The following is a 25,651-nucleotide window of genomic DNA, read 5'->3' on the forward strand; positions in this document are numbered from 1 at the left end:
CGTTCCGCCTGGGCCTCAAGATTGTCTTCCGCCATGAGGGCATCCTCTCGTATCGGTGATCCTGGCTCGTGACCGCCCGCGGCCCCGGGGTGCGCACGGCGCCGGGCGCACCTTTGGGGACCGTTCGGCCGTCGGCGTCGCTCGGGCGGAGCGGGGCGGTGATTCCCGCGGGTGGCTACAGCCAGCCCTTCTCCCGGGCGATCCGTACCGCCTCCGCGCGATTGCGGACCGCGAGTTTCTGGATCGCCGTCGAGAGGTAGTTGCGGACCGTGCCCTGGGACAGGTGGAGGGCGGTGGCCAGTTCGGCGTTGGTGGAGCCGTCGGCGGCGGCGCGGAGGATCTCGCGTTCGCGGTCGGTGAGGGGGTTGGCGCCCCCGGCCAGGGCGGCGGCCGCGAGGGTGGGGTCGATGACGCGCTCGCCGGCCAGCACCTTGCGTACGGCGGCGGCGAGTTGGGCGGCAGGGGCGTCCTTGACCAGGAAGGCGTCGGCGCCGGACTCCATGGCGCTGCGGAGGTATCCGGGGCGGCCGAAGGTCGTGAGGACGATCAGCTTGAGGGCGGGGAACTCCTTGTGGAGTCCGGCCGCGGCCTCTATGCCCGTCATGCCCGGCATCTCGATGTCGAGGAGCGCCACGTCCACGTCATGGGTGCGGACCGCCGCCAGCACCTCGTCGCCGCGGGCCACTTGGGCGACCACCTCGATGTCCGGCTCAAGTCCCAGCAGGGCGGCCAGGGCCTCGCGGACCATCGACTGGTCCTCGGCGAGCAGGACCTTGATCGTGCGGCTCATGCACCGGATCCTACGGGGTCGTCCGCCGCGCCCGCAGAGGCCCGGTCGTCCGCCAGGGGCGCCCGTGCGACCAGCCGGAATCCGCGCCGGACGCGGCCCGCCTCCAGCGATCCGCCCGCCTTCTCCAGGCGTTCGGTCAGACCCGTCAGACCGTTGCCGGGGGCGGCGCCCGAGGAGCCGCCCGAACCGTCGTCCTCCACCGAGAGTTCGAGCACGGGGCCGTCCAGGGTCTGGCGCCGGACGAGTTCCACCGCGCAGCGCCGGGCGCCGCTGTGCCGTACGACGTTGGTGACCGCCTCGCGCAGCGCCCAGGCCAGCGCGGACTCGCTCTCCTCGGGAACGCCGTCGAGGTCGGGTTCGCCCGGCAGGTCGGCGACGACGTCCGCCGCGGTGAACGCGACCTGGGCGCCCGCGAGTTCACCGGCCAGCCGGGGTCGCCGGTAGCCGGTGACCGCCTCGCGTACGTCGACCAGGGCCTGGCGGCTGACCTGCTCGATGTCGGCGACCTGCTGGGCCGCCTTGTCGGGGTGGTCGGGGAGCATCCGGCCGGCCAGTTCGCTCTTCAGCGTGATCAGCGAGAGCGAGTGGCCGAGCAGGTCGTGCAGGTCCCTGGCGAGCCTCAGGCGCTCCTCGTTCGCGGCGAGCTGGGCGACGGTGGCCCGTGCCTTGCGCAGCTCCACCGTCGTGCGGACGAGCTGCCGTACGCCGGTCATCGCGAAGCCGATGAGGACGACGAGCAGGACGAGGTTGCGCGCGTCCCGTTCGCCGCCGTGCAGGCCGACGAGCAGCATCACGGCGGCGGTCAGCGGGATGGTCCAGTACGAGGCACGCAGCGGGAACGTCGTCCCGCAGGCGACCGATACGTACACGAACAGGCCGAGCCAGGGCGCTCCGAGCGTCAGGCACAGGACGACGGCCAGCGCGCCGAGGGCGACGACCATGAGGGTGACGGCCAGCGTGCCCGTGAAGGCCTTGCCCATGTTCCGGAAGACCAGCGTCAGATAGACCGCGACGAAGGCCGCCAGGCCCACCCAGCCGGCCGCGGCGGCCGCGGGTGTGTGGTGGCCGGCGGCGAGGTCGTGGACCGGTGAGCTGAGGAACACCAGCCAGATGACGATCCACACCGACTTGCGCAGGGCCTCGCGGATGTTGCGCGGGGACTCCCCCGTTCGCACCAGCCGGTCCGTACGGGCCCCGGCGGGCAGCGGGTCTTCCGTCATGGCACTCACGCCTTCAGCGTGTCCTTCCGGTACAGCCAGGCCGCGCCGCCCGCGAAGAGGGCGAAGGAGACGACGAGGATGGCGATGTCCTTCGCGTGCGGGGCGTTCCCCAGTTCGATGGCCTGCCCCAGGGCAGCGTACGCGTGCGTGGGCAGCCACTTCGCTATGTTCTGCAGCCAGTCGGGGAAGGTCGTCGTCGGCATCCACAGGCCGCCGAGCATCGACAGACCGAAGTAGACGATCATCGTGATCGGACGGACCGCGTCCCCGCTGGCGAGATAGCCGATCGCGACGCCGAGCGCGGCGAAGACCAGGCTGCCGGCCCAGATCACGCCGGTGAGCGCGAGCCACTGCCAGGCGTCCAGGCGTACGTCCTTCACCACCGCGGCGACCACGAAGACGATCACGATCGACGGCAGGCTGATCACTGCGGCGCTGGCCGTCTTGGCGAACACATAACCGCGGCCCGGCAGGGTGGTGAGCCTCAACTGCCTTACCCAGCCGCTCTCCCGCTCCTTGGCGATGCGCTCGCTGTTGCCCATGAGGACGGCGGTCAGGGCGCCGAACGAGGCCATGGAGACCATGAAGAAGGTCGGCAGGGTGAGGCCGGTGCCGTCCACCTCGGTGGTGCTGTCGGCGCTGCCCGCGATCAGCAGGAACAGGGCCGAGGGGTAGATCACCGAGAAGAACAGGAACTTCCGGTTGCGCAGGGCGCGGGTGATCTCCAGCTTGATGAGACTGTTCACTTGGACGTGGCCTCCTCGGCGGCGGTGCGGTCGGCGTCTTCGGCGGCGGTGCGGCCGGCCTGTTCGGCCGCGGTACGGGTGGCCTCTTCGGCGGCGGTGATGGCGACAAAGGCCTGCTCGAGGCCGAGTCCGGCGACTTCGAGGTTGCGGGGGTAGACGCCGAGCCCGTACAGCGCGTGGACGGTCGCGTCCGCGTCGGAGGACTGGATGCGGACGGTCTGCCCGGACACGTCGATCGAGGTGAGGAAGGGCAGCGCGCGCAGCGGGGACTCGTCGATCGTGCCCTCCAGGTCGAAGGCGACGCGGCGGGCGCCGGCCTTGGCCTTGATCTCGGCGGCGGTGCCGTCGGCCAGCAGTCGTCCCCGGTGCAGGACGAGCACGCGGTCCGCTATGGCGTCGGCCTCCTCCAGGTAGTGAGTGGCGAACAGGACCGTACGGCCCTGGTCGGCCTGCTCGCGCATGGTGGCCCAGAAGGCCTGCCGGGCGGAGACGTCCATGCCGGTGGTGGGCTCGTCGAGGACGATCAGGTCGCTGTCGCCGGCCGTGGCGAGGGCGAAGCGGACGCGCTGTGCCTGGCCGCCGGAGAGCTTGTTGACCTTGCGGTCGGCGATCTGGGTGATGCCGGCGCGGGCGAGGACGTCGGTGGCGCGGTACGGCCTCGGGTGCAGATCGCAGGCGAGCTTGACCAGTTCGCCGACGGTGACCTCGTCCATCAGGCCGCCGCTCTGGAGCATGGCGCCCACCCGGCCGGCGACGATCGCCTCGCGCGGGCCGGTGCCGAACACCCGGACCGTCCCGCTGTCGGCGTTCTTGAGGCCGAGCAGCAGGTCCAGCGTGGTCGACTTGCCCGCGCCGTTGGGGCCGAGCAGGGCGACGGTCTCACCCGGGTGCAGTTCGAGCGTCAGCCCGTCCACGGCCCGGACGTTCCCGTAGCTCTTGGTCACCGATTCGAACCGGACCACCGATGTGGTGGTCGTAGCCGCAGTCGTTGTCATGTCGTCCATCGTGGAGGAGAAGGGGGCGTCCGCGGCAGTGCGGTGTGTCCTCGGTCGCGGATGACAGATGTCATGTCGGCCGTCCGCGCCGGTGCCGCGCGGCGGATCGCGTCCGTGCCCCGCCGGATCGTGCGATACGGCAAGAGGGCACCCGACCGGTGAGAAACCGCGGCCGGGTGCCCTCTGTGCGCTTGGTGCGCCCGCTAGTTGGGGTTGGTGGGGATGGTCACGTCGCGTGCGGCGGCCGTCTTCCCGACAAGCGCCCTTCCTATGGCGGAGGCCACGTCCTGCGGGCTCACGGCCTTCTTGCTGCCGTCGCCCTTGGTGATCGTCACGCCGTCGAACGCATGGCCGTACAGCCCCTGGAGCACGTTGAGGTCGTAGTGCTCGACGAGCTTGCCCTGGACCGGCTGGACGCTCAGGAACTTCCAGATGGACTTCTGCGGGCTGAAGGGGATGAAGTGGGTGGCGTCCGTACGGATGATGATCTTCGCCGACATGGCGACCGTCGCGAACGTCGCCATCTTCCGGTCCACCTCGGCCTTGCTGACCGTCGGCTGGCGGGTCGTGGTGGCGACCTTCACGGGAGGGGTCGCGCCGGTCTCCACCTGGGCGCGGTACGCGTCCTGGACGGCCTGCAGCGAGGGGCCGACGTCGATGCCCTTGCCCTCCTTGCCGTAGACGGCGACGGCCTTGCCCGGCTGGAACTTGATCGTGCCGTCGCTCGCCGAACCGGAGCCGCTCGCGGCGCGCTCCAGGGCGGCCTGCAGCTTCTCCTTGTCGACCGGCATCACGGGCTCGACCACGCGTTCCTGGCCGAACAGGGAGCCGATCACCGAGATCGGGTTGTAGTCGCTGCCGGCGGCGGCGCGGACGGTGGCCTGGCTGTCCAGCTGGAGTCCGGCCTGGTCGGGCCTGAGCTGGACGGCACCGCCGTCGACGGACAGCGTGAGCGGCTTGTTCGTCCGCGTGCCGAAGGCGTCGTCGAGCTTCTTGACGGCGTCGTCGCGGGTGCCGCCGCCGATGTCGACGCCGAGCACGGTGGTGCCCTTGGGCACGTCCGAGTGGTTCATGAGCAGGCCCGCGCCGTAGGCGCCGCCGGCGAGGACCACGACGAGGACGCCGAGGAGCGCCCGCTTGTTGCGGCCCTTCTTCTTCGCCGGCCTCGACGAGGCGGACGGCTGCTGGACCGGCTCGGGGAGCTTCGGCGGAGTGTGCGACCGGGGTCCGTCGCCCCGCGCCCCCGCCTCGTACGCGAAGTTCTGGCTGGGCGTCACGACGGGGATGCCGCTGGTCAGGGTGTGCCCGGAGACGTTGTCAGCGGGGGCGCCGTAGGCACCGGGTCCCGGGTCGGGCGCCGGCTTCTGCGGGGTGAGGATCGCGGTGTCGTCGCTGAGACCGCCGCTCAGGCCGGCGCGCGAGCCGTTGCCGGTGCCGGGGTATCCCGTGCCCGTGTTCCGGTTGCCGGGGGCGGAACCGGGCGACGCGGCCAGGCTGCCGCGGGCCGCGCCCGCACCGGCCGGAGGCAGCAGCGGGCCGTCACCGGTGGTGGGACCGCCGGTCGGACCGGCAGGGCCGCCGCGGCCGCCCTCGGAGAAGTACGGGAGGTCGTCGCGGCGCGGTTCGCCGGACCCGCCGACCGAACCGATGGCCGGGAAGGAGCCCGTGTCGCGCAGCGCCCCGGAGACGTCGAAGGAACCCGTGCCACCGCCGTGGCCGGGGGCCACGGGTCCGGCGCCGGTGGCGCCGGGGAGTCCGGCACCGTTCGTACCGCCGGGCCGGACGCCGCCGGTGATGCCCAGCGGACCGGCACCGGTGGACGGCATCGGCCGTCCCGCGCCCGGCGCACCCGCGGAACCCGCCGTTCCGGCGGGAGCCGAACCGCCCGGCAGGCCCGCCCCATTGGTCGAGCCGCCGGCCGGCAGGCCCTTGGGGGGCGCGCCGGCCTTGCGGGGCGCGAACCAGTCGCTCGTCTTCTCCTCGGCCGGCCCGGGCTGGTCCCCGGGCGCGGGCGCGGGTGCCGGGGCGGACGGGGCCGGGGTGGCGGCCGTCGTGGCGGAGGCGCCGGCGGGCGAACTCAAGCCCTGCGGCGCCCGGTGTGTTCCGGTGTGCCCGCCGTCGCCGCCCTCGGAGGGCACGTCGGCGTCGGCCACGGGTGTACGGACGACCACGGGCGGGATGGGCCGCGACCCGGGGATGTTGATCCGGATCCGTGTCGTCAGAGTGGTCTCGGTCTTGCGCTCCTCCGGCGGCTTCCCAGCGGCCGAACGGCCCGCGTCGGCACCGCTCTCTGAAGCCGTGGGGGTGCCGTACGGCGGCGTCCCCGACGGGTACGCGGCTCCACCGCGCCCGTTGGGCCCGGAGGACGAACTGTCAGTTTCACGACTCAAGGCAGGTTCTCCCGGTTGGCTCCGCCGCCCGTTTACTCGACCTCATCTCGGGCAGCTCGGCGGCGCGCACCACCATACTGGCCATGTACGGCCCGCAAACCTCGCGCATGCAGGAATCTCGCACGGGACCCGCACGGGACCGATACGGCGAAGTAGTACGTCACTTGCCAAGTCGGGCATCGGAAGGGCCTGGTTGCCGCCCCTGACCGAGAGTGGCGCACATCACAGCCAGGGCCATGCCTCCGAGGAGGAAGAGGTACGAGACGACTCCCGCACCGAAGAGGAAGTCCCCTTCCGGACGGCTGGCGGTGAGCAGGACGACGGCGACCATCCAGCCTGCCGCGGGGGCGACGGCCCCGGCGCGGGACTCGGTCGCCCGGGCACCGCCCAGGAAGAGTCCCGCGGCGCCCGCCAGCGCGAGCAGCAGCCCCAGCGGGAACCAGCCCGGCTGCACCAGCGCCCCGGCGACGCCGACCACGGCGCCGAGCAGGAAGAGTCCCAGATAGGCGGCGATCCGCCCGCCCGAGGGCCGTGTCAGCGGCTGGGCGAGCATGCTTCCGCCCCCGCGCTGTCCGTTCGTACTCATCACAGGTCCACCCCTCGCCGAGTCTTCCTCGTCCTCGTCCTCGTCCTCGTCATCCCCGCGCCCCTCACCGGTCGATGCCCTCGAAGAGGTCCGTCTCGCGCGTCGCGGGTCGCGGGGCGTTCACCAGCTCGTAGTACTCGGTGGTGAAGAGCGGCTGCGCCAGCTCGTTCGAGAGGACGAACCAGGGCCCGTCCACGGTGATCTGGGTGGCGTGCGCCCGCATCGCGGCGGCCTTGGCGGCGGCGTAAGCGGTTCCGTCGATCTCGGTGGTGATCGCCACCTCGTCGACCACCCCCGGTACGTCGTCGACGGCGGCCATTCGGTCGAACGGCAGGTCCGGGAGGGCCTCGCGCAGGCGGGCGAACGCCTCCTCGGCGACCGGGCGCGGCACCCGGTTCCAGTAGGTCCTGGTGATCCGCCACGCGTCGCCGAGGTCGGGGCGGTGGGTGGGTTCCGCGGCCAGTTCTGCGGCGCGGGTGGCCACGCGGTGGGCCTGGATGTGGTCGGGGTGCCCATAACCCCCGTCGGGGTCATAGGTGACGAGCACGTGGGGGCGCACCTCGCGGATCACCTCTACAAGGCAGTCGGCGGCGTCGTCCACGTCTGCGGACCAGAAGGCACCCGCGCGGTGGTTCTGCTCGGCGCCCATCATCCCGGAGTCGCGGAACCGCCCGGGGCCGCCCAGGAAGCGGTGGTCGGCGACGCCCAGTTCCTTCATCGCGGCGCTCAGCTCACCGGTCCGGTACGGGCCGAGTCCGCCCTCGCGATCGGGGGCGAGATGGGCGAGTCCGGGCGGGATGACCTCGCCCTCCTCGCCGAGGGTGCAGGTCACCAGCGTCACATGGGCGCCCTCGGCCGCGTAGCGGGCCATGGTCGCGCCATTGTTGATCGACTCGTCGTCCGGATGCGCGTGCACCAGGAGCAGACGCCGGTCGGGCAGTTCCGTCATGGAACCCACCCTACGAGGCACCGGTCCCCCGGCTGTCGCCCGCGGGTCGCCTGTCGGGCAGCCGGAGACCCGCTCGCCCGGCGGTCGCGGCAGCGGCCGGGTTCCGGTGCCCGGAGGACGCGGTCGCAGCCGTCGCCCCGCCGCCGGTCCCGGCGCGGGTCAGAACTTGATGCTGCCGATCATCCCCGCGATGTTCGTGGTCAGGTCGCTGATCGTGGGCGCGATGGTGGAGGAGGCGAGATAGAAGCCGAGCAGCATGCAGACGACCGCGTGCCCGCCTTTCAGTCCTGACTTCTTGATCAGAAGAAAGACGATGATCGCCAGCAGCACCACCGCCGAAATCGAGAGTGCCACGGCGGCTCACCTCCAAAGGTCCCAGGGACTTGGGGTCCGGTACGGGGTCGGACATGGGGGTCGGTAAATCCATACAGCAGCCAGCAGGTTCCTACCCACGCAGCGCTAGTGATCATAACTATCCGTACGCGCGCATCGATCGGCGCACGGCCGCACAAGGGGGCGCATGGCCAATATGGTCGAGGCATGACGAACGAGCCTCTCTCCTTCCCGCGCCGGTACGCCCGCACCCAGCGGTTCACCTCCGGCGCGCCGCGCGCGTTCACCGTGTCCCCCGACGGTTCCCGCGTGGTGTTCCTGCGGTCCTCGTCCGGTACGGAGCGGGCGAATCAACTGTGGGTCCTCGATGTGCCGGAGGGCCGGGAGCGGGTCGCGGCCGACCCCGCGGCCCTGCTCGGCGGCGCCACCGAACACCTCTCCCCCGAGGAGCGGGCGCGCCGCGAGCGCAGCCGCGAGGGCGGCGCGGGGATCGTCGGATATGCCACTGACACAGCCGCCGAGTTGGCCTGTTTCACCTTGTCAGGGCGACTGTTCACGGCGGAGCTGCGGGCCGGCACCGCGCGTGAACTCCCGGTCCCCGGACCGGTGATCGACCCGCGCCCCTCCCCCGACGGCACGCTCGTGGCGTACGTCTCCGGAGGCGCGCTGCGGGTCGTCGGAGCCGAGGGCGAGGGCGACCGGGCGCTCGCTGAGCCCGAGCAGGTCGCGGCTCCCGGTTCGGTTTCCTATGGGTTGGCCGAGTTCATCGCGGCCGAGGAGATGGGGCGTTCGCGCGGCTTCTGGTGGTCGCCCGAAGGGGACCGGCTGCTCGTCGCGCGGGTCGACGACACGCCCGTACAGCGCTGGTGGATCTCCGATCCGGCGCACCCGGAAGCCGATCCGCAGCGGGTCGCCTACCCGGTGGCGGGCAGCGCCAACGCGGACGTCCGGCTCTTCGTGTTCGGGCTCGACGCGGTGCGCACGGAGGTCTCCTGGGACCGGGCGCGATACCCGTATCTGGCGCATGCGCACTGGTCAGCGGCGGGTGCGCCGCTGCTTCTGGTGCAGGCGCGGGACCAGCGCAGCCAGCTGTTCCTGGCCGTGGACCCGGACACCGGGACGACCCGGATGGTGCACGCCGATGAAGATCCAACTTGGCTTGATCTTTTCCCCGGAGTGCCGTGCTGGAGCCCCGGCGGACAGCTCGTGCGGATCGCCGACGAGGGCGGCGCGCGGGTCCTGGCGTTCGGTGAACGCCCTTTGACCGGCGCCCAGTTGCACGTCCGGGCGGTGCTCGACGTCTCGTCCGACGACGTGCTGATCGCGGCCTCGGCGGGCGAGGCCGCGAACTCACCGGAAACGGGCGAAGTACACGTGTACCGGGTGAACGAACTCGGCCTGGAGCGCGTCTCGCAGGAGCCGGGCGTGCACTCGGCCGTGCGCGCCGGAGGCGTGACCGTGCTCGTGTCGTCGGTGCTCGACCAGCCGGGCGCCCAGGTGCAGGTGCTGCGCGACGGGAAGCACCTGGCGACCATCACCTCGCACGCCGAACATCCGGGTTTGTCCCCGCGCGTAACGCTCACGCAGGGGGGCGCACAGAAAATCCCATGCGCCGTGCTTATGCCTACTGACTACGACGGCGACAATCCCCTACCGGTCCTGCTGGACCCCTACGGCGGTCCGCACGGCCCCCGGGTGCTGGCCGCGCACAACGCCCACCTCACCTCGCAGTGGTTCGCCGACCAGGGCTTCGCCGTCGTCGTCGCCGACGGCCGCGGCACCCCGGGGCGCTCCCCCTCCTGGGAGAAGGCGATCCGCGACGACCTCACACTCTCCCTGGACGACCAGGTGGAGGCGCTGCACGGTCTCGCGGAGCGGTTCCCGCTCGATCTGTCCCGGGTCGCGATCCGCGGCTGGTCGTACGGCGGCTGGCTCGCGGGACTCGCCGTGCTGCGCCGCCCCGACGTCTTCCACGCGGGCATCGCGGGCGCGCCCGTCGCGGACTGGCGGCTGTACGATACCCACTACACGGAGCGGTACCTCGGCGATCCGGCGGCGAGCCCTGCGACGTACGCGAAGAGCTCACTGGTCACCGACGAGGGGCTCTCCGCGCCCGCCGAACCGCACCGGCCGCTGATGATCGTGCACGGCCTCGCGGACGACAACGTGGTGGTGGCGCACTCCCTGCGGCTGTCCTCGGCGCTCCTGGCCGCCGGCCGCCCGCACGAGGTGCTGCCGCTGTCGGGGGTGACCCACATGACCCCCCAGGAACAGGTCGCCGAGAACCTGCTGCTTCTCCAGGTCGACTTCCTGCGGCGCTCCCTCGGAATGAGCTGACCCACCGGGGACGGCAACGAGCCGGGGTGACATGGCGCACCCCGGCTCGTTTACGGCACCCGCACGGCCGTACGGTGTTCACCTTGACGCGTCCGTATATCGGTACCGCTTCCGCCAAGTTGCTTGCGTGTTAACGAAGTTCGCTCACATTTGTGACGTTATGCAGCCCCGTCGGACGGCTCCTCCGGGGGCACGACCTGCTTCTCCTCCGCGAAGTGACAGGCCGAGTCGTGGGCGGTCGGACCCTCGGCGAGCCGGAACTCGGCGGGGATCGCGAGCAGCGGCACCTCCAGCGTGCAGCGCTCCTGGGCCTTCCAGCAGCGGGTGCGGAACCGGCAGCCGGACGGGATGTTCGCTGGCGAGGGCACGTCCCCGTGAAGGATGATCCGCTCCCGGTGCTCCCGGGCCTCCGGGTCCGGCACGGGCACGGCGGACAGCAGCGCCTGGGTGTAGGGGTGCGTCGGATGGTCGTAGATCTCGATGTCCCTGCCTGTCTCCACGATCCGTCCGAGGTACATCACCCCGACCCGGTCGGAGATGTGCCGCACGATCGACAGGTCGTGCGCGATGAAGACGTAACTGAGATTGAACTCGGACTGGAGCTTGTCCAGCAGGTTGATCACCTGCGCCTGCACGGAGACGTCGAGCGCGGAGACCGGCTCGTCGGCGACGATGATCTCGGGCCGCAGCGCCAGGCCCCGCGCGATGCCGATGCGCTGGCGCTGGCCGCCGGAGAACTGGTGCGGATAGCGGTTGATGTACTCCGGGTTGAGCCCGACCACGTCGAGCAGGTCCTGGACCCTGCGCCGCCGGTCGCCCTTCGGCGCGACCTCGGGATGGATGTCGTACGGCTCCCCGATGATGTCGCCGACGGTCATCCGCGGGTTGAGCGAGGTGTACGGGTCCTGGAAGACCATCTGGATGTTGCGGCGTACGGCCTTGAGCGCCTTGCCGGACAGCCGGGTGATGTCCTCGCCCTTGTACTTGATCGACCCCTCGGTCGGCTTCTCCAGGTTGACCAGCATCTTGGCGACCGTCGACTTGCCGCAGCCGGACTCGCCGACGATGCCTAGGGTCTCGCCGTGGCCGAGGTGGAAGTCGACGCCGTCCACGGCCTTGACCGCCCCGACCTGCTTCTTGAACAGGATGCCCTGGGTGAGCGGGTAGTGCTTGACCAGTCCGCTGACCTCCAGCAGCGGCTCACTTGCTGCTTGTGTCATCGAGGCACTCCCTCCAGAAGAAGCAGGCGCTCCCGCGGTCCGCGTCGACCTCCGCGAGCGGCGGCACCTCGGTGCGGCAGATGTCCTGGGCCATCGGACAGCGCGGGTTGAAGGCGCAGCCCGGCGGGATGTGCATCAGGTTGGGCGGCAGCCCCTTGATGGCGTACAGCTCCCCGCCCTTCTGGTCGAGCCGGGGGATCGAGTCCAGCAGCCCCCTCGTGTAGGGGTGGGCGGGCGCCTTGTAGATGTCGTGGACCGGCGCCGTCTCGACGATCCGGCCCGCGTACATCACCGCGATCCGGTCGGCGACGTCCGCGACCACGCCCAGGTCGTGGGTGATGAGGATGAGCCCCATGCTGAGCTCGCGCTGGAGCTCGGCGAGCAGGTCCATGACCTGGGCCTGCACGGTGACGTCGAGCGCGGTGGTCGGTTCGTCGGCGATGATCAGGGCGGGCTCCAGGGCCAGCGCCATGGCGATCATGATGCGCTGGCGCATGCCGCCGGAGAACTGGTGCGGATAGTCGCGCACGCGCTCGGCGGCGGCCGGGATGCGCACCCGCTCCATCAGCTCGATCGCCTTGGCGCGGGCTTCCTTGCGTTTCATCCCGCGGTGCACGGTGAACATCTCGCCGAGCTGGTCGCCGACGCTGATCACGGGGTTCAGGGAGGACAGTGCGTCCTGGAAGATCATCGCCATCTCGGCGCCCCGCACCTTGCGCCGCTCCTCCTCCTTGAACTTCAGCAGGTCCTTGCCCTGGAAGAGGATCTCGCCGCCGGTGATCTTCCCGGGCGGCACGTCGAGGATGCCCATGATCGCCTGGGCGGTCACCGACTTGCCGGAGCCGGATTCGCCGAGGACAGCGAGCGTCTCGCCCTCGTCGACGCCGTAGTTGACCCCGTTGACGGCCTTGGCGACTCCGTCCCTCGTCCTGAACTCCACGTGCAGATCGCGCACTTCGAGCAGCACGGCACTCACCTCAGCTTCGGGTCGAGGGCGTCGCGCACCGCGTCGCCGAGCATGATGAACGCGAGCACGGTGATCGCGAGCGCGCCGGCCGGCCACAACAGCATGTGCGGGGCCTGGCGGATGTACGCGGAGGCCGAGGAGATGTCGATGCCCCAGCTGACCGTCGGGGGCTTGAGACCGACGCCCAGGTACGACAGCGTCGCCTCCAGCGAGATGTACGTGCCGAGCGCGATGGTCGCGACGACGATCACCGGCGCGACCGCGTTCGGGGTGATGTGCCGGAGCATCATCCGCGAGTTGGAGGCGCCGAGGGCGCGGGCAGCGTGGACGTAGTCGTTCTCCTTGGTGGTGATGACGGAGCCGCGCGCGATACGGGAGACCTGCGGCCAGCCGAGCAGCACCATGAACCCGACGACCGGCCAGATGGTGTTGCTGGTCACCACGGAGAGCAGGACCAGACCGCCGAGCACGACGGGGATCGCGAAGAAGATGTCGGTGATCCGGGACAGGATCGAGTCGCCGACCCCGCCGTAGAAGCCGGCAAGACCGCCGAGGAACGAGCCGAGGAGCGCGACCCCGACCGTGGCGAGCACACCGACGCTGATCGAGACGCGGGTCCCGTACACGGTCCGTGTGTAGACGTCGCAGCCCTGTCCGTCGTAGCCGAAGGGGTGTCCGGACTGCGAGCCCTGCTGCGCCTTGGAGAGGTCGCACTTGAGGGGGCTCTGGGAGGTGATCAGGGAGGGCCAGATCGAGATGACGACCAGGAAGAGGATGACAAGCCCGGAGATGATGAAGACGGGGTTGCGGCGCAGGTCCCGCCAGGCGTCGGACCACAGGGAGCGCGGCTTCTCCTTCGGTCCCGTGCCCTCCGGTCCCCCCGGCGTCTTCTCCAGCGTCTCCGCCTCGCTCGACCCGAGGTCCATCGTGCCTCCGAAGCCGGTCGGGGCGATGGCGAGGTCCTCCGGCGGCGGGCCCTCGGGACCGTGGTGAAATTCCTCTTCCTCGTACGGCGGCTGCTCAGGCATAGCGGATCCTCGGGTCGAGTACGGCGTACAGGAGGTCGACGAGGAGGTTGGCGACCACGAAGATGAGGACGAGGATGGTCACGAAGCCGACGACGGTCTGGGTGCTCTGGTGCACGATCCCCTGGTAGAGCTGGTAGCCGACACCGTGGATGTTGAAGATCCGCTCGGTGACGATCGCGCCGCCCATCAGCGCGCCGATGTCGGTGCCGATGAAGGTGACCACGGGGATCAGCGAGTTGCGCAGCAAGTGCCGGATGGTCACGCGGCGCCGCGGCAGGCCCTTGGCGACGGCCGTACGGACGTAGTCGGACCGTTTGTTCTCCGCGATGGAGGTCCGGGTCAGACGGGTCACGTAGGCGAGGGAGACCGATGCCAGCACCAGGCCCGGCACGATCAGCTCACTGAAGGTGGCGGCCGGGGAGACGGACGGCTTGATCCAGCCCCACTTGATACCGAGCAGCAGCTGGGCCAGCAGACCGGTGACGAAGGTCGGCACCGCGATGACGACGAGGGTGAGCAGCAGGGCGCCGGTGTCGACGGGCCGGCCGCGGTGCAGACCGGTGATGACGCCGAGCGTGATGCCGATGACGATCTCGAAGAAGATCGCGACGATCGTCAGCCGGATGGTGACCGGGAACGCGGAGGACATCAGCTCGGTGACCGGCTGTCCGTTGAACGCGGTGCCGAAGTCACCGGTGAAGATGTTGCCGAGGTAGGTCAGGTACTGCTGCCACAGGGGTTTGTCGAGGCCGAAGTCCGCGCGCAGCTGGGCGGCCGTGGCGGGGTCGCACTGCCGTTCACCGCACAGGCCCGCGATGGGGTCACCCATCACGTTCACCATCAGGAAGATGAGAATGGTGGCGCCGAAGAAGACCGGGATCATCTGCAGCAGACGCCGGATGACGTACCGTCCCATGAGTGCTCCGGGGATAGAGGGGCGGGCCGTTGTGACGGACCCGCCCCGGGCGGCTCAGTTGACGGTGATCTCGTTGTAGACCGGGACGCTGAACTGGTTGAGCGCCACGTTCGAGACCTTGTCCGAGTAGCCGGCGCTGCCGTTCTGGTACCAGAGCGGGATGGCGGCCATGTTGTCCCGTACGACCCCTTCGGACTGCTGGAAAAGCTTGATGGCCTTGGTGGTGTCGGTCTCGGCGTTCGCCTGGTTGACCAGGCTGTCGAACTGCTTGTTCGACCACTGGCCGTCGTTGGAGGAGGCGTTCGTGTAGTACAGCGGCTGGAGGAAGTTCTGGATCAGCGGGTAGTCCATCTGCCAGCCGGCCCGGAACGGACCGGGCATCTTGTGCTGCCCGATCTGGTTGCGGAAGTCGGCGAAGGTGCCGATCGGGTTGCCGACGCACGCCTTGTCGTTGCCGAGGGCGTTGTTGATCGAGTTGCAGACGGCGTCGACCCATTCCTTGTGGGAGCCGGTGTCCGCGTTGTACGAGATCTTGACCTGGCCGCCGGGCAGACCGCCGCCCTCCTGGACCATCTTCTTGGCCTCGGTCGGGTTGTAGTCGCAGTACTTGCCGCACAGCCCTTCCTGGAAGCCGCCCTTCTCGCCGAGCACCGGTGAGGTCCAGTCGCTCGCGGGCGTCCGTGTCTTCTGGAAGATCGTGTCGGTGATCTGCTGGCGGTTGATCGCCATGGACAGTCCCTGACGGACCTTCGTCGCGCCGCTGGTGTTCCACTTCGGGTCGTAGAACGGGAAGGCGAGGGTCTGGATGATGCCGGCCGGGGTGTTGATGTACCGGCCGTTCAGGTCGCTCTTGGCGTTCTTGAGCTGGGCCGCGGGCACGTCGTCGACGAGGTCGAGGTTTCCGGCCAGGAGGTCGTTGTAGGCGGTGTTGTTGTCCGTGTAGACCTTGAGGGTCACACCGCCGTTCTGCGCCTTGTCGTCACCGGGGTAGCCGTCCCACTTCACCAGGGCCATCTGCGAGCCCTTGGCGTAGGAGTCGATGGTGTACGGGCCGTTGCCGACGGGCTTCTTCACCCAGGCGGCGTGGTCGCTGAAGAACGCCTTGGGCAGCGGCGCAAAGGCCACGTAGCCGAGGGTGTCCGGGAAGGTCGAGAACTTCTGGGTGAGCTTGACGGTGAACGTGTTCGTGCCGGTCACCTTGAGCCCGGAGAGGGTGTCGGCGCTCTGGCTGCCCGTGTCGGGGTGCACCTTGTCGTAGCCCTCGATGTACCCGAAGAAGTACGCGTTCTTCTGGTTGTTCTTCAGGCTGGCGCCGTAGTTCCAGGCGTCGACGAAGGACTGCGCGGTGACGGCCTCGCCGTTGCTGAACTTCCAGCCGCTCTTGACCGTGATCGTGAAGTTCTGCGAGTCCGTGGTGTCGATCTTCTGGGCGAGCATGTCCTCGGCGGCGCCGGTCTTGGCGTTGTACCGCTTCAGCCCGCGGAAGATCATGTCGAGGACCTTGCCGCCCTGCACCTCGTTGGTGTTGGACGGCTCCAGCGGGTTCTGCGGGTCACCCCAGGAGGCGCTGACGGTGCCGGAGCCGCTGCTGCTTCCGCCCCCTCCGCCTCCGCAGGCGGACGCCGCGAGGGCTACCGCCACCGCACATGCGGCCCATTTGGCGTGCGTGGCTCCACGCATGGAGTGCCTCCTCAAGAGTGCGCTGTGCCGCCGGCGCCGGGTCGGGGTCGGACCTCCGGCTCCGGTGCGCTGTGCCTTTAGGGCCCAATATCCGTCCATACGGGGCGCATCGCATATTTACCCCACCCTTCCGGGTGTCGGCTCATCCAGAAGGAGGCATTCCGGATGCGTCGTCAGAAGATCTTGACCGTCGGCGAAGAGGATCTTGACCTTCGATGCAACGGATCTCCGCACATCGATGCGGAACCGTTGATTCCAGTGCACTAGATGTACGCATTCCGAGACTCCGGCGTCCGGATAACGAACTCATTGCCCGTTTCACGAAGTTAGTCCGAATCCGGACACAGAACGGCCACAGTGCGCTACACGCGTAGTTACGCTGAGGTCAAATCCAGGCAAAGACAGTAAAGAGAAAACCAAGGCGACCGAGATTTTATTGACCTTGCATGAATTGCGTTGAAAAAGTCCGGCGTAGCCCGTAGGGAGCGCCCTGCGGACGCCGTTGACCCCACGGGCCTGGAGCACCATGACCCTCCCCACTCCTTCCGCGGCCGCATCGCTTGAGGTGACCGACGAGATCGGATCGATCCCGGATTCGTCTTCCAACCCCAAGGGCTCGGAGAGTCGCTCCCCGGGACGACTCGCCTGGAAGCGGTTCAAGCGTGACCGCACCGGCGTCATATCCGCGTACATCGTGATCTTCTTCTTCGTGATCGCGATCTGCGCGCCGCTGATCGCGAAGCTGTACGGGAAGAATCCGTACGAGCAGTACGGCCAGGAGTCGGACGGTCTGCTCAACGACTTCGCCTTCCCGGTGAAGCCCAACGGCGGCATCGACAGCAACTTCTGGTTCGGCATCGAGCCCCAGCTGGGCCGGGACGTCTTCACGTTCCTGCTGTACGGCATCCGCACGTCGCTGATGATCGCCACCGCGGCCACCCTGCTGACCACTTTCGTCGGCGTGGTGATCGGCATCACCGCGGGATACCTCGGCGGCAAGACGGACTACTTCGTCGGCCGGATCATCGACATCCTGCTGTCGTTCCCGTCCACGCTGTTCTTCATCGCCTTCATGCCGGTCGTCTACGCGCTCTTCGTCCCGTTCAACGAAGACGTCCCGACCTGGCTGCGGGCCACCTGCCTGATCGTTGTCCTCTCCGCCTTCGGCTGGGCCTCCATCGCGCGTCTGCTGCGCGGTCAGGTCCTCGGTCTGCGGGAGCGCGAGTTCGTCGAGGCGGCGAAGGTGACCGGCGCGTCCTCGCGCCGCATCGTCTTCAAGGAACTGCTGCCCAACCTCTGGACGCCGATCCTGATCCAGTCGACCCTCATGCTTCCGGCCTACGTCACGGCCGAAGCCGGTCTCGCCTTCCTCAACGCAGGCATCCAGGACCCGACCCCCGACTGGGGCGTCATGATCCAACGCGGTGCCAGCTTCTACACGGAAGACATCACGTTCATGATCTTCCCGGGCGTCTCGATGGTCATCTTCGTACTCGCCTTCAACCTGCTCGGAGACTCGGTCCGCGACGCACTCGACCCGAAGTCCAAGCGCTGACTTCCATCCCAGCCCCGGTCGTAGTCGTCCGGCTGGTTACCCGTCTCTCACTCACCCACCACTAGGCAGGTAAGCCATGTCCTTTTCCCGCAGAAACTTCCTCATAGCCACTGGTGTGGCTGCCGGCGCGACCACGGTCCTCAGCGCCTGCAGCAGCGGCAACAGCGGCGGGAGCGGCAACAACAAGGCTCCGTCCGTGGCCAAGGCCAAGGCGGCCACCATCGCGGTCGGCACCAAGGCGGACTCCACGGGCGCGGCTCCCGAGGTCCCCGGCGCGGTCAAGGGCGGCACGATCTACACGCTGGACCAGATCGACTGGGACCACCTCGACCCGGCGCAGCTCTACTCCTCGTACGAGGGCTCCTGCTCGGTCCTGTTCCTGCGCGGTCTGACCGGCTACAAGGTCGACACCAAGGGCGGCACCACGCTCGTGGGTGACCTCGCCACGGACGCCGGCACCGCGGCCGACGGCGGCAAGACCTGGTCCTTCACGCTGAAGGACAACGTGAAGTGGGAGGACGGCGCCGACGTCACGATCGAGGACGTGCGCTGGACCTTCGAGCGCCTCTTCGCCTCGTTCGTCACCCAGGGCCCCCGTTACCCGCAGGGCTGGCTGATCGGCGGCGACAAGTACAAGGGTCCCTACGGCGGCAAGCACCTCGACTCCATCGAGGTCTCCGGCAAGACCATCACGTTCAAGCTGAAGGAGGCCCACGCCGACTTCAACTTCATGGTGGCCATGCGCGGCTTCTCCATCGTGCCCAAGAAGCACGACACCAAGGAGAAGTACGACAAGCACCCGATCTCCTGCGGCCCGTACAAGATCGCCAACCGCAGCATCGGCAAGTCGGCCTCGCTGGTCCGCAACACGCACTGGGTGGCCGAGACGGACCCGCTGCGCAACGCGTACCCGGACAAGTTCGAGTTCCAGTTCGGCTTCCAGCCGCTGGCCTCCACCGACCGCTACGTCGCCGACCAGGGCAACGACCAGTTCACGCTGTCGCTGCTCAACGAGGTCGCCCCCGAGCGCATCCAGAAGGTCATGACGGACCCGACGCTCAAGAAGCGCGTCCTGACCCAGGTCGACACCACCTGCTACTACTTCGCGATCAACACCAAGCGCGTCACCGACGTCAAGGTGCGCCAGGCGCTCAACTTCGCGTGGCCGTCGAAGCAGCTCCAGCAGATCCGCGGTGGTTCGCTCTCCACGGCGACCGCGACCACGATCATCAGCCCGCTCACCCCGGGCCACAAGGACTTCGACCTCTACAACAAGAAGACGAAGCCCCTGGGTGACCCCGAGAAGGCCAAGTCCCTTCTCAAGGACGCCGGCAAGTCGGGCCAGCGCATCGTCGTCGCCATGCAGCAGTCGGACAACGCCGTCAAGCAGGCCGTCGCGATCAAGACCGCGCTGACCAAGGCCGGCTTCACGCCGGTCGTGAAGCAGGTCGACAAGACCTCCTTCTACAGCCAGATCGGCCAGCTCGACAACGAGTACGACATGTTCGCCGCCGGCTGGGGCCCGGACTGGCCGGCCGGTTACGCGGTCATCCAGCCCTGCTTCGACAGCAGCCAGATCGCCGACGGCGGTGTCAACTGGCCGCAGCTGAAGGACGCGAGCGTGGACAAGGCGATCGCCGCCGCCACGATCGAGCCCGACGCGAAGAAGGCCGCCAAGATGTGGGGCGACATCGACGAGCAGATCATGCAGCTCGCCGCCGTGGTTCCGGACTACAACCCGATCCGTAACTACTTCCACGGCTCCAAGGTCGGCGGCGTGATCTACGACTCCGGCAACACCTGCATCGCACTGGGCAAGGTCTACGCCGCGAAGGCCTGATCCCGCTTCGGGGCGGCGGCGGTCACCGCCGCCGCCCCGGTCCCTCTCTCGTACCCTCCCCACACCCCGGCGACGGCGCCCCGTCCGGAAAGTCACGCCATGCTCCGTTTTCTAGTCCGCCGTGTCATCGGCGCACTTGTGATTCTGCTGATCATCAGCGCCGTCACCTTCATGCTCTTCTACGCGATCCCGCGTGACCCAGCTCGTATGGCGTGCGGAAAGGTCTGCACCAAGGACCTTCTGGAGCAGGTCAGGCACAACCTCGGGATCGCCGACCCGCTGCCGGTGCAGTACTGGCACTGGCTGGAGGGCATCTTCGTCGGCCGCGACTACGGCGGTCTGGGCAACTGCAACGCCCCCTGCCTCGGCTTCTCGTTCACCAACCGTGAGCCGGTTCTCGGCACGATCATGGACCGTATGCCGACGACGATCTCCCTCGCGCTCGGTGCCTCGTTCTTCTTCCTCATCATCGGCGTCGGCACCGGCATGATCGCCGCGGTCAAGCAGGGCAAGGCGGCCGACAAGATCGCCAGCTCGTTCTCGCTGATCGGCTCCTCGCTGCAGATCTACTTCGTCGGCTACATCGCGTTGTACTTCCTGGTCCAGCAGCTCGGCATCCTCGACCAGCCGTCGTACACGCCGTTCTTCGACAACCCGGCCGCCTGGGCGAGCGGCCTGCTGCTGCCCTGGCTGACGCTCTCCATCATCTTCACCGCGAACTACACGCGTATGACGCGCTCCCAGCTGGTCGAACAGCTCAGCGAGGACTACGTGCGCACGGCGCGCGCCAAGGGCCTGTCCCGGCGCGCAGTGTTCTTCCGCTTCGCCTGGCGCGGAGCGATGGGTCCGATCGTCACGATCTTCGGCATCGACCTGGGCACCCTGATCGGTGGCGCCATCATCACCGAGTCGGTCTTCAGCCTCCAGGGCATCGGCCGGCTCGCCGTGACCGCCGTGGAAGCGAACGACCTGCCGATGCTCTTGGCCGTGACCGTGGTGGCGTCCGGGGCGATCGTCTTCTTCAACATCCTCGTGGACGCCGTCTACGCCTTCATCGACCCGCGGATCCGGCTCGCCTGACCCCGGCGCCCCACCGCCCTCCACCGCCGACCCGCAAGCTACCCCTCGCATCACCCCCAGGAGCGTCCCCGTGACGAGCACCGATCAGCAGCCCTTCCTGTCCGTCAGGGATCTGAAGGTCCACTTCTCCACCGAAGACGGCGTCGTCAAGGCCGTCGACGGTCTCACCTTCGACCTGGCCAAGGGCAAGACGCTCGGCATCGTGGGCGAGTCGGGCTCGGGCAAGTCCGTCACGAACCTGACGATCCTCGGTCTGCACGACCGCGCCCGCACCGCCATCGACGGCGAGATCCTGCTCGACGGCAAGGAGCTGCTGACCGCCTCCGAGCGGGAGCTGGAGAAGCTGCGCGGCAACAAGATGTCGATGATCTTCCAGGACGCGCTGGCCTCGCTGTCGCCGTACCACACCATCGGCAAGCAGATCGGCGAGACGTACCGCAAGCACACCGGCGCCTCCAAGAAGGAGGCCCGGGCGCGGGCGATCGAGATGCTCAGGCGCGTCGGCATCCCGCAGCCGGACGTCCGGGTGGACGACTACCCGCACCAGTTCTCCGGCGGTATGCGCCAGCGCGCGATGATCGCGATGGCTCTGGTCTGCGACCCCGAGCTGCTGATCGCGGACGAGCCGACCACGGCGCTCGACGTGACCGTGCAGGCCCAGATCATGGACCTGCTCAAGGACCTCCAGCAGGAGTTCGGCACGGCGATCATCTTCATCACCCACGACCTCGGCGTCATCGCCGACATCGCGGACGACGTACTGGTGATGTACGGCGGCCGGTGCGTCGAGCGGGGCACCAAGAAGGAGGTGCTGCGCGCGCCGCAGCACCCGTACACCTGGGGCCTGCTGGGCTCGATGCCGAGTCTGGACGGACCGGTCGACGTACCGCTGACGCCGATCCCCGGTTCGCCGCCCTCCCTCCTCAACCCGCCGACCGGCTGCCGCTTCCACCCGCGGTGCACCTTCGCGGAGAAGGTCACCGGCGGCCTCTGCTCCACGGAGCAGCCGCTGCTGGAGATCACGGACGGGCGCGGTGCCGCCTGCCACCTCACGGCGGACCAGCGCCGCGACTTCTTCGCCGACTACGCCGCGACCCGGTCGCACTGACGTAACTGAGACGGGACTTCACGATCATGAGCAACACGAACCCCCTCCTGGACGTCACCGGACTGACCAAGCACTTCCCGGTGATGGGCGGCTTCCCCTTCAAGCGGAAGATCGGCGCGGTCCAGGCCGTCGACGGTCTCGACTTCCAGATCGGCGAGGGCGAGAGCCTCGGCCTCGTCGGCGAGTCCGGCTGCGGCAAGTCGACGACGGGCCGGCTGGTCACGCGCCTGCTCGAGCCCACCGGCGGCAAGATCAGCTACCGCGGCCAGGACATCACGCACGCGGGCCGCAAGCAGCTGGCGCCGATCCGGTCCGAGATCCAGATGATCTTCCAGGACCCGTACGCCTCGCTGAACCCGCGGCAGACGGTCGGCAAGATCATCTCGGGTCCGATGGAGATCAACGGGATCAACCCGCCCGGCGGCCACGAGAAGCGCGTCCGCGAACTCCTGGAGACGGTCGGCCTCAACCCGGAGCACTACAACCGCTTCCCGCACGAGTTCTCCGGCGGTCAGCGCCAGCGCATCGGTGTGGCAAGGGCGTTGGCGCTCTCGCCGAAGCTGATCGTGGCGGACGAGCCGGTCTCGGCGCTCGACGTCTCCATCCAGGCCCAGGTCGTGAACCTGCTCCAGGACCTCCAGCGGGACCTGGGCATCGCGTTCCTGTTCATCGCCCACGACCTCGCGATCGTGCGGCACTTCTCGGAGCGCGTCGCGGTGATGTACCTCGGCAAGATCGTCGAGATCGCCAACCGCGAGGACCTGTACGAGAACCCGCGCCACCCGTACACGCGGGCGCTGATGTCCGCCGTTCCCGAGGCGACCGCGGACGACGTCCCGGCCCGCGAGCGCATCCTGCTCACCGGTGACGTGCCCTCCCCGCTCAACCCGCCGTCGGGCTGCCGCTTCCGCACCCGCTGCTGGAAGGCGACGGAGAAGTGCGCGACCGAGGCTCCGCCGCTGGTGCAGATCTCGGGCAGCAGCGACGGTCACCTGACGGCGTGCCACTACCCGGAGACGAAGGAGACCATTCCGGCCCAGCGTCTCTCCAAGGACCCCGAGGCGGCGGTCTGACACACCCCTTTTCGTCAGCCGCCCCCTTGCGGAACCGACTTTCTCGGCCCATTGACCCGAGCCCATGAACGCCGGTTTCAGGGGAACGAAGGCCCGCACCGTCTCGGTGCGGGCCTTCTCCGTCCCGGTGCGGGCCTTCTCCGTCCCGCCAAGGGAATCGCCGGGTCCCTGACGGGACCGTTCCGGCATCCGACCGGCCGGGTCAACCCAACTCCAGATCTCCGCGTTCCATACAGAATTCATTGCCCTCGGGGTCCGCGAGGACGACCCAGCCGCCGCCGTCGGGGCGAATGTGGTCCGCGACTCGGCGGGCGCCGAGAGACAGGGCGTGTTCGACCTCCTCGTCGCGGGTGCGGCCGTGCGGGGTCAGGTCGAGGTGGACGCGGTTCTTGACGGTCTTGCCCTCGGGGACCCGCACGAACAGGAGGGTCGGGCCACCGGACGGGTCCTCGATCACCGCCTCCGGGTCACCGGGCTTGTCGTCGTCGTGGAGCGGCCGGCCGAGCAGCCGGCTCCAGAACAGCCCGACATCGTACGGATCGCCGACGCAGTCGAAGGTGATCGTGCGGATGGTGGGGTGCGACAACTGAGCTTCTGCCACGGTCAGTCTCCCGTCCGGCCGTCGGCCAGCTCACGCAGGATGTCGAGGTGGCCGTTGTGGCGGGCCGTCTCCTCCACGAGGTGGAGGACGATCCAGCGGAGGTCGAACCGGGTGCCGTCGCGGCCCGGCCGTTCGGCCTTGGCGTCGAGGTCGTGCGCGGCCACCAACGTGCGGTAGCGGGCGCTCTGTTCCTCGTACTCGTCGAGGAGCTGCGGCAGCGGGAAGTCGACGGCGATACGCATCTCGCGGTCGGGGTCCTCGTCCGTCCAGGGACCCTTGGACTCCTCGCCCAGGAAGACCACCTGGAACCAGTGGTACTCGACCCAGCGGAGATGGTTGACGAGCCCGCTGAGGGTCATCAGCGGGGACCCGGGCAGCGGGGTCTTGCGGGCGTCCTCAGCGGACACGCCCTCGCATTTGGCGCGGACGGTGGCGCGGGCGTAGTCGAGGAACGTGGCCAGCTGGGTGCGCTCGTCCCAGGCGGGGGGTGTGTCCGTTCGTGTCTGTGAAGTCATCGAGGTGAAGCATCCCGGTCGACCCGGTCGATGTCGAGCGATTAAGTCGAGCGACTGGGCGGCGGCCACGGACCGTCAAAGGCGGTCCGTGCGGGGGGCGTTGCCCTCACCCGGCCGGCACCGGCAGACTGTCGCGTCATGTCCTTCCACCTGCGCGGAACCGTCCTGCCCGACGGCGTCGTACGCGACCTCTGGACACTCGGCGACCGGATCACCTTCCAGCGCCCCTCCGTCCCGGCGGAGACCGTCGCCGACGGCGGATTCCTGCTGCCGGGCCTCGTGGACGTCCACACCCACCCGGGTACCGCCGCGGGGGACGGCACGGGCTTCGATCCGGAGGTCTTCGCCGAGCAGATCGCCGAGCACCGGGACGCGGGCGTCACGGCCCTGCGCTTTCCGGGTCTGCTGGGTGAGATCCCCGACGAGCTGCGCGAGGCCGCCGGCTCGCCCCGCATGATCACGGCGGGTCGCTGGCTGGCCTGGGCGGGGCTCTCCCGCAACGCCGGGTTCCACACGGTGACCGACGACCTGGTCGCCGCGGCGGTGGCCGAGGCGAAGGCCCACGACGGCTGGTGCAAGCTCATGGGCGACTGGGACTTCGAGGCGCCACCGGTGCCGTACGAGCTGCTGCGCGACGTGGTCGAGGGCGTGCACGCGGCGGGTGGCCGGGTCGCGGCCCACTGCCAGTCCGCGGCGGGCGTGCTGGGCGCGGCCCGCGCCGGGGTCGACTCGATCGAGCACGGCATGGGGATGCCGCAGGAGTGCGTCGGGCTGATGGCCGGGCACGGCACGTCGTACGTCCCCACCCTCACCGCGTTCGCGTACGGCGCGAAACGCCGCGCCAAGGACAACGCCCGGGGCCGGCTCTGGCACGAGGGGCACCGCACGATGATCCGCCGGGTCCGGGAGGCGTACGACGCCGGTGTCACCGTTCTCGCCGGCACGGACTCGGCCCCCCACGGCAACGTCGCCGTCGAGGTCGAGCACCTCGTCGGGGCCGGGCTGCCGCCCGAGGCCGGCGTCGGCGCGGCCAGTTGGACCGCGCGTGCCTTCCTGGGTCTGCCCCTGCTGACCGAGGGCGCCCTGGCCGACATCACCGTCTACGACACGGACCCCCGCGGGGAACCGGGGGTCCTGCGGCACCCGCGGCGCATCGTGCTGCGCGGCCGGATCATCCGCTGACGCCCTCGGCCTCCCTCTTGGCCTCCCTGACGACGAGTTCGACCTCGAAGCCGTCGGTGTTCTCCAGGTAGGCGGCGCGGTGTCCGGAGCCGCCCGCGTAGGGGTGGCGTTCGGGGAACAGGAGCGTCCAGCCGTACGCCGGTGCCTCCTCGACGAGTGTGTCGAGCTCGGCCCGGCTCGTGACGTGGAAGGCGAGGTGGTTGAGCCCCGGGCGCAGCCGGTCGTGGTGGTCCGCGGTCAGGGCGGGCGACTGCTCGAACACGAGGTAGGTCTCCCCCAGCCGCCAGCTACGGCCGTCCGGCCAGTCCTGGTACGGCGCGTACCCGAGCCGCTCCAGCAGCCAGCCCCAGGAGCGCACGGCCCGCCCCAGGTCCGGTACCCACAGCTCGAGGTGATGCAGCATCTCGTCCCGTTTCTCGCGAGCGGTGTCGGAGCCAGTTTCCCCGGCTCCCGGTCGGCCCGTTCAACCTGCCACCACTTTCGCCCACTTGCTCACCCGATCCTTCCCGATCAGTGGTTTCGGGTGGCCGCGCGGGCTGA

General features: G+C 69.3%; 23 protein-coding genes. 7 read left to right on the top strand and 16 right to left on the bottom strand.

Going from position 1 to position 25,651, the window contains the following annotated elements; all coding sequences use genetic code 11:
• Positions 1 to 175: 175 nt before the first annotated feature.
• The 8 genes from ACFYR3_RS07920 to ACFYR3_RS07955 form a co-directional block, all read right to left on the bottom strand.
• Positions 176 to 790: a response regulator transcription factor gene (locus tag ACFYR3_RS07920; RefSeq protein WP_355844954.1), complete on the bottom strand. Its 615-nt coding sequence runs from the start codon at positions 788 to 790 to the stop codon at positions 176 to 178.
• Positions 787 to 2,010: a sensor histidine kinase gene (locus ACFYR3_RS07925; RefSeq protein WP_355845095.1), complete on the bottom strand. Its 1,224-nt coding sequence runs from the start codon at positions 2,008 to 2,010 to the stop codon at positions 787 to 789. The genes ACFYR3_RS07920 and ACFYR3_RS07925 overlap by 4 nt, the downstream gene beginning before the upstream one ends.
• A 5-nt stretch (positions 2,011 to 2,015) precedes the next feature.
• Positions 2,016 to 2,756 (bottom strand): ABC transporter permease, encoded by a 741-nt coding sequence (locus tag ACFYR3_RS07930; RefSeq protein ID WP_355844956.1) that lies wholly within the window; start codon positions 2,754 to 2,756, stop codon positions 2,016 to 2,018.
• A complete protein-coding gene (locus ACFYR3_RS07935) occupies positions 2,753 to 3,751 on the bottom strand; it encodes an ABC transporter ATP-binding protein (protein ID WP_389282045.1) in 999 nt (332 codons plus the stop codon). The genes ACFYR3_RS07930 and ACFYR3_RS07935 overlap by 4 nt, the downstream gene beginning before the upstream one ends.
• Positions 3,752 to 3,954: 203 nt before the next feature.
• Positions 3,955 to 6,141: a hypothetical protein gene (locus ACFYR3_RS07940; RefSeq protein ID WP_389282046.1), complete on the bottom strand. Its 2,187-nt coding sequence runs from the start codon at positions 6,139 to 6,141 to the stop codon at positions 3,955 to 3,957.
• Between the two features lie 160 nt (positions 6,142 to 6,301).
• Positions 6,302 to 6,727, bottom strand: a complete 426-nt coding sequence (locus ACFYR3_RS07945) for a DUF6113 family protein (protein ID WP_355844965.1) — start codon at positions 6,725 to 6,727, stop codon at positions 6,302 to 6,304.
• A 64-nt stretch (positions 6,728 to 6,791) separates the two neighbouring features.
• Entirely contained in the window at positions 6,792 to 7,676 is an 885-nt protein-coding gene (gene mshB / locus ACFYR3_RS07950; protein ID WP_389282047.1) for an N-acetyl-1-D-myo-inositol-2-amino-2-deoxy-alpha-D-glucopyranoside deacetylase, read from the bottom strand.
• Positions 7,677 to 7,835: 159 nt separating this feature from the next.
• The gene (locus ACFYR3_RS07955) at positions 7,836 to 8,030 is read right to left on the bottom strand and encodes a hypothetical protein (RefSeq protein WP_037620693.1); all 195 of its coding nucleotides are present in this window, start codon (positions 8,028 to 8,030) and stop codon (positions 7,836 to 7,838) included.
• A gap of 186 nt (positions 8,031 to 8,216) precedes the next feature.
• Here ACFYR3_RS07955 and ACFYR3_RS07960 point away from each other — a divergent pair, with 186 nt between their 5' ends.
• Positions 8,217 to 10,346, top strand: a complete 2,130-nt coding sequence (locus tag ACFYR3_RS07960) for a prolyl oligopeptidase family serine peptidase (RefSeq protein ID WP_389282048.1) — start codon at positions 8,217 to 8,219, stop codon at positions 10,344 to 10,346.
• 158 nt (positions 10,347 to 10,504) lie between these two features.
• On the opposite strand, the gene ACFYR3_RS07965 is transcribed toward ACFYR3_RS07960, so the two are convergent.
• The 5 genes from ACFYR3_RS07965 to ACFYR3_RS07985 are packed head-to-tail and all read right to left on the bottom strand — an operon-like array spanning position 10,505 to position 16,157.
• A complete protein-coding gene (locus tag ACFYR3_RS07965; RefSeq protein ID WP_355844974.1) occupies positions 10,505 to 11,566 on the bottom strand; it encodes a dipeptide ABC transporter ATP-binding protein in 1,062 nt (353 codons plus the stop codon).
• A complete protein-coding gene (locus ACFYR3_RS07970; RefSeq protein ID WP_355844977.1) occupies positions 11,547 to 12,533 on the bottom strand; it encodes an ABC transporter ATP-binding protein in 987 nt (328 codons plus the stop codon). Before ACFYR3_RS07970 ends, ACFYR3_RS07965 begins: the two co-directional genes overlap by 20 nt.
• 5 nt (positions 12,534 to 12,538) lie before the next feature.
• Positions 12,539 to 13,561 (bottom strand): ABC transporter permease, encoded by a 1,023-nt coding sequence (locus ACFYR3_RS07975; RefSeq protein ID WP_389282051.1) that lies wholly within the window; start codon positions 13,559 to 13,561, stop codon positions 12,539 to 12,541.
• Complete coding sequence (locus ACFYR3_RS07980) at positions 13,554 to 14,477, bottom strand: ABC transporter permease (protein ID WP_355844980.1); 924 nt, start codon at positions 14,475 to 14,477, stop codon at positions 13,554 to 13,556. Before ACFYR3_RS07980 ends, ACFYR3_RS07975 begins: the two co-directional genes overlap by 8 nt.
• Before the next feature lie 54 nt (positions 14,478 to 14,531).
• A complete protein-coding gene (locus tag ACFYR3_RS07985; RefSeq protein ID WP_355844983.1) occupies positions 14,532 to 16,157 on the bottom strand; it encodes an ABC transporter substrate-binding protein in 1,626 nt (541 codons plus the stop codon).
• Between the two features lie 526 nt (positions 16,158 to 16,683).
• Here ACFYR3_RS07985 and ACFYR3_RS07990 point away from each other — a divergent pair.
• From ACFYR3_RS07990 to ACFYR3_RS08010, 5 genes are all read left to right on the top strand, one after another.
• Positions 16,684 to 17,712, top strand: a complete 1,029-nt coding sequence (locus ACFYR3_RS07990; protein ID WP_355844986.1) for an ABC transporter permease — start codon at positions 16,684 to 16,686, stop codon at positions 17,710 to 17,712.
• A 76-nt stretch (positions 17,713 to 17,788) separates the two neighbouring features.
• Positions 17,789 to 19,552: an ABC transporter substrate-binding protein gene (locus ACFYR3_RS07995; protein ID WP_355844989.1), complete on the top strand. Its 1,764-nt coding sequence runs from the start codon at positions 17,789 to 17,791 to the stop codon at positions 19,550 to 19,552.
• A 99-nt stretch (positions 19,553 to 19,651) separates the two neighbouring features.
• On the top strand, positions 19,652 to 20,632 hold the full coding sequence (locus tag ACFYR3_RS08000; protein WP_355844992.1) for an ABC transporter permease: 981 nt from the start codon (positions 19,652 to 19,654) through the stop codon (positions 20,630 to 20,632).
• A 70-nt stretch (positions 20,633 to 20,702) separates the two neighbouring features.
• The gene (locus ACFYR3_RS08005) at positions 20,703 to 21,740 is read left to right on the top strand and encodes an ABC transporter ATP-binding protein (protein WP_355844995.1); all 1,038 of its coding nucleotides are present in this window, start codon (positions 20,703 to 20,705) and stop codon (positions 21,738 to 21,740) included.
• Between the two features lie 26 nt (positions 21,741 to 21,766).
• A complete protein-coding gene (locus ACFYR3_RS08010; protein ID WP_355844998.1) occupies positions 21,767 to 22,813 on the top strand; it encodes a dipeptide ABC transporter ATP-binding protein in 1,047 nt (348 codons plus the stop codon).
• A gap of 202 nt (positions 22,814 to 23,015) precedes the next feature.
• On the opposite strand, the gene ACFYR3_RS08015 is transcribed toward ACFYR3_RS08010, so the two are convergent.
• Both ACFYR3_RS08015 and ACFYR3_RS08020 read right to left on the bottom strand, forming a co-directional pair.
• Positions 23,016 to 23,399: a VOC family protein gene (locus ACFYR3_RS08015; RefSeq protein WP_355845101.1), complete on the bottom strand. Its 384-nt coding sequence runs from the start codon at positions 23,397 to 23,399 to the stop codon at positions 23,016 to 23,018.
• A 17-nt stretch (positions 23,400 to 23,416) separates the two neighbouring features.
• The gene (locus tag ACFYR3_RS08020; RefSeq protein ID WP_389282055.1) at positions 23,417 to 23,929 is read right to left on the bottom strand and encodes a DinB family protein; all 513 of its coding nucleotides are present in this window, start codon (positions 23,927 to 23,929) and stop codon (positions 23,417 to 23,419) included.
• Positions 23,930 to 24,067: 138 nt separating this feature from the next.
• Here ACFYR3_RS08020 and ACFYR3_RS08025 point away from each other — a divergent pair, with 138 nt between their 5' ends.
• Positions 24,068 to 25,111, top strand: coding sequence for an amidohydrolase family protein (locus ACFYR3_RS08025; RefSeq protein WP_355845004.1), 1,044 nt, complete (start codon positions 24,068 to 24,070; stop codon positions 25,109 to 25,111).
• Here ACFYR3_RS08025 and ACFYR3_RS08030 read toward each other — a convergent pair.
• On the bottom strand, positions 25,101 to 25,514 hold the full coding sequence (locus ACFYR3_RS08030; protein WP_355845006.1) for a VOC family protein: 414 nt from the start codon (positions 25,512 to 25,514) through the stop codon (positions 25,101 to 25,103). The genes ACFYR3_RS08025 and ACFYR3_RS08030 overlap by 11 nt on opposite strands.
• Positions 25,515 to 25,651: the final 137 nt, after the last annotated feature.

The sequence above is a fragment of the Streptomyces sp. NPDC005784 genome (genome assembly GCF_042871525.1).
Classification (GTDB): domain Bacteria; phylum Actinomycetota; class Actinomycetes; order Streptomycetales; family Streptomycetaceae; genus Streptomyces.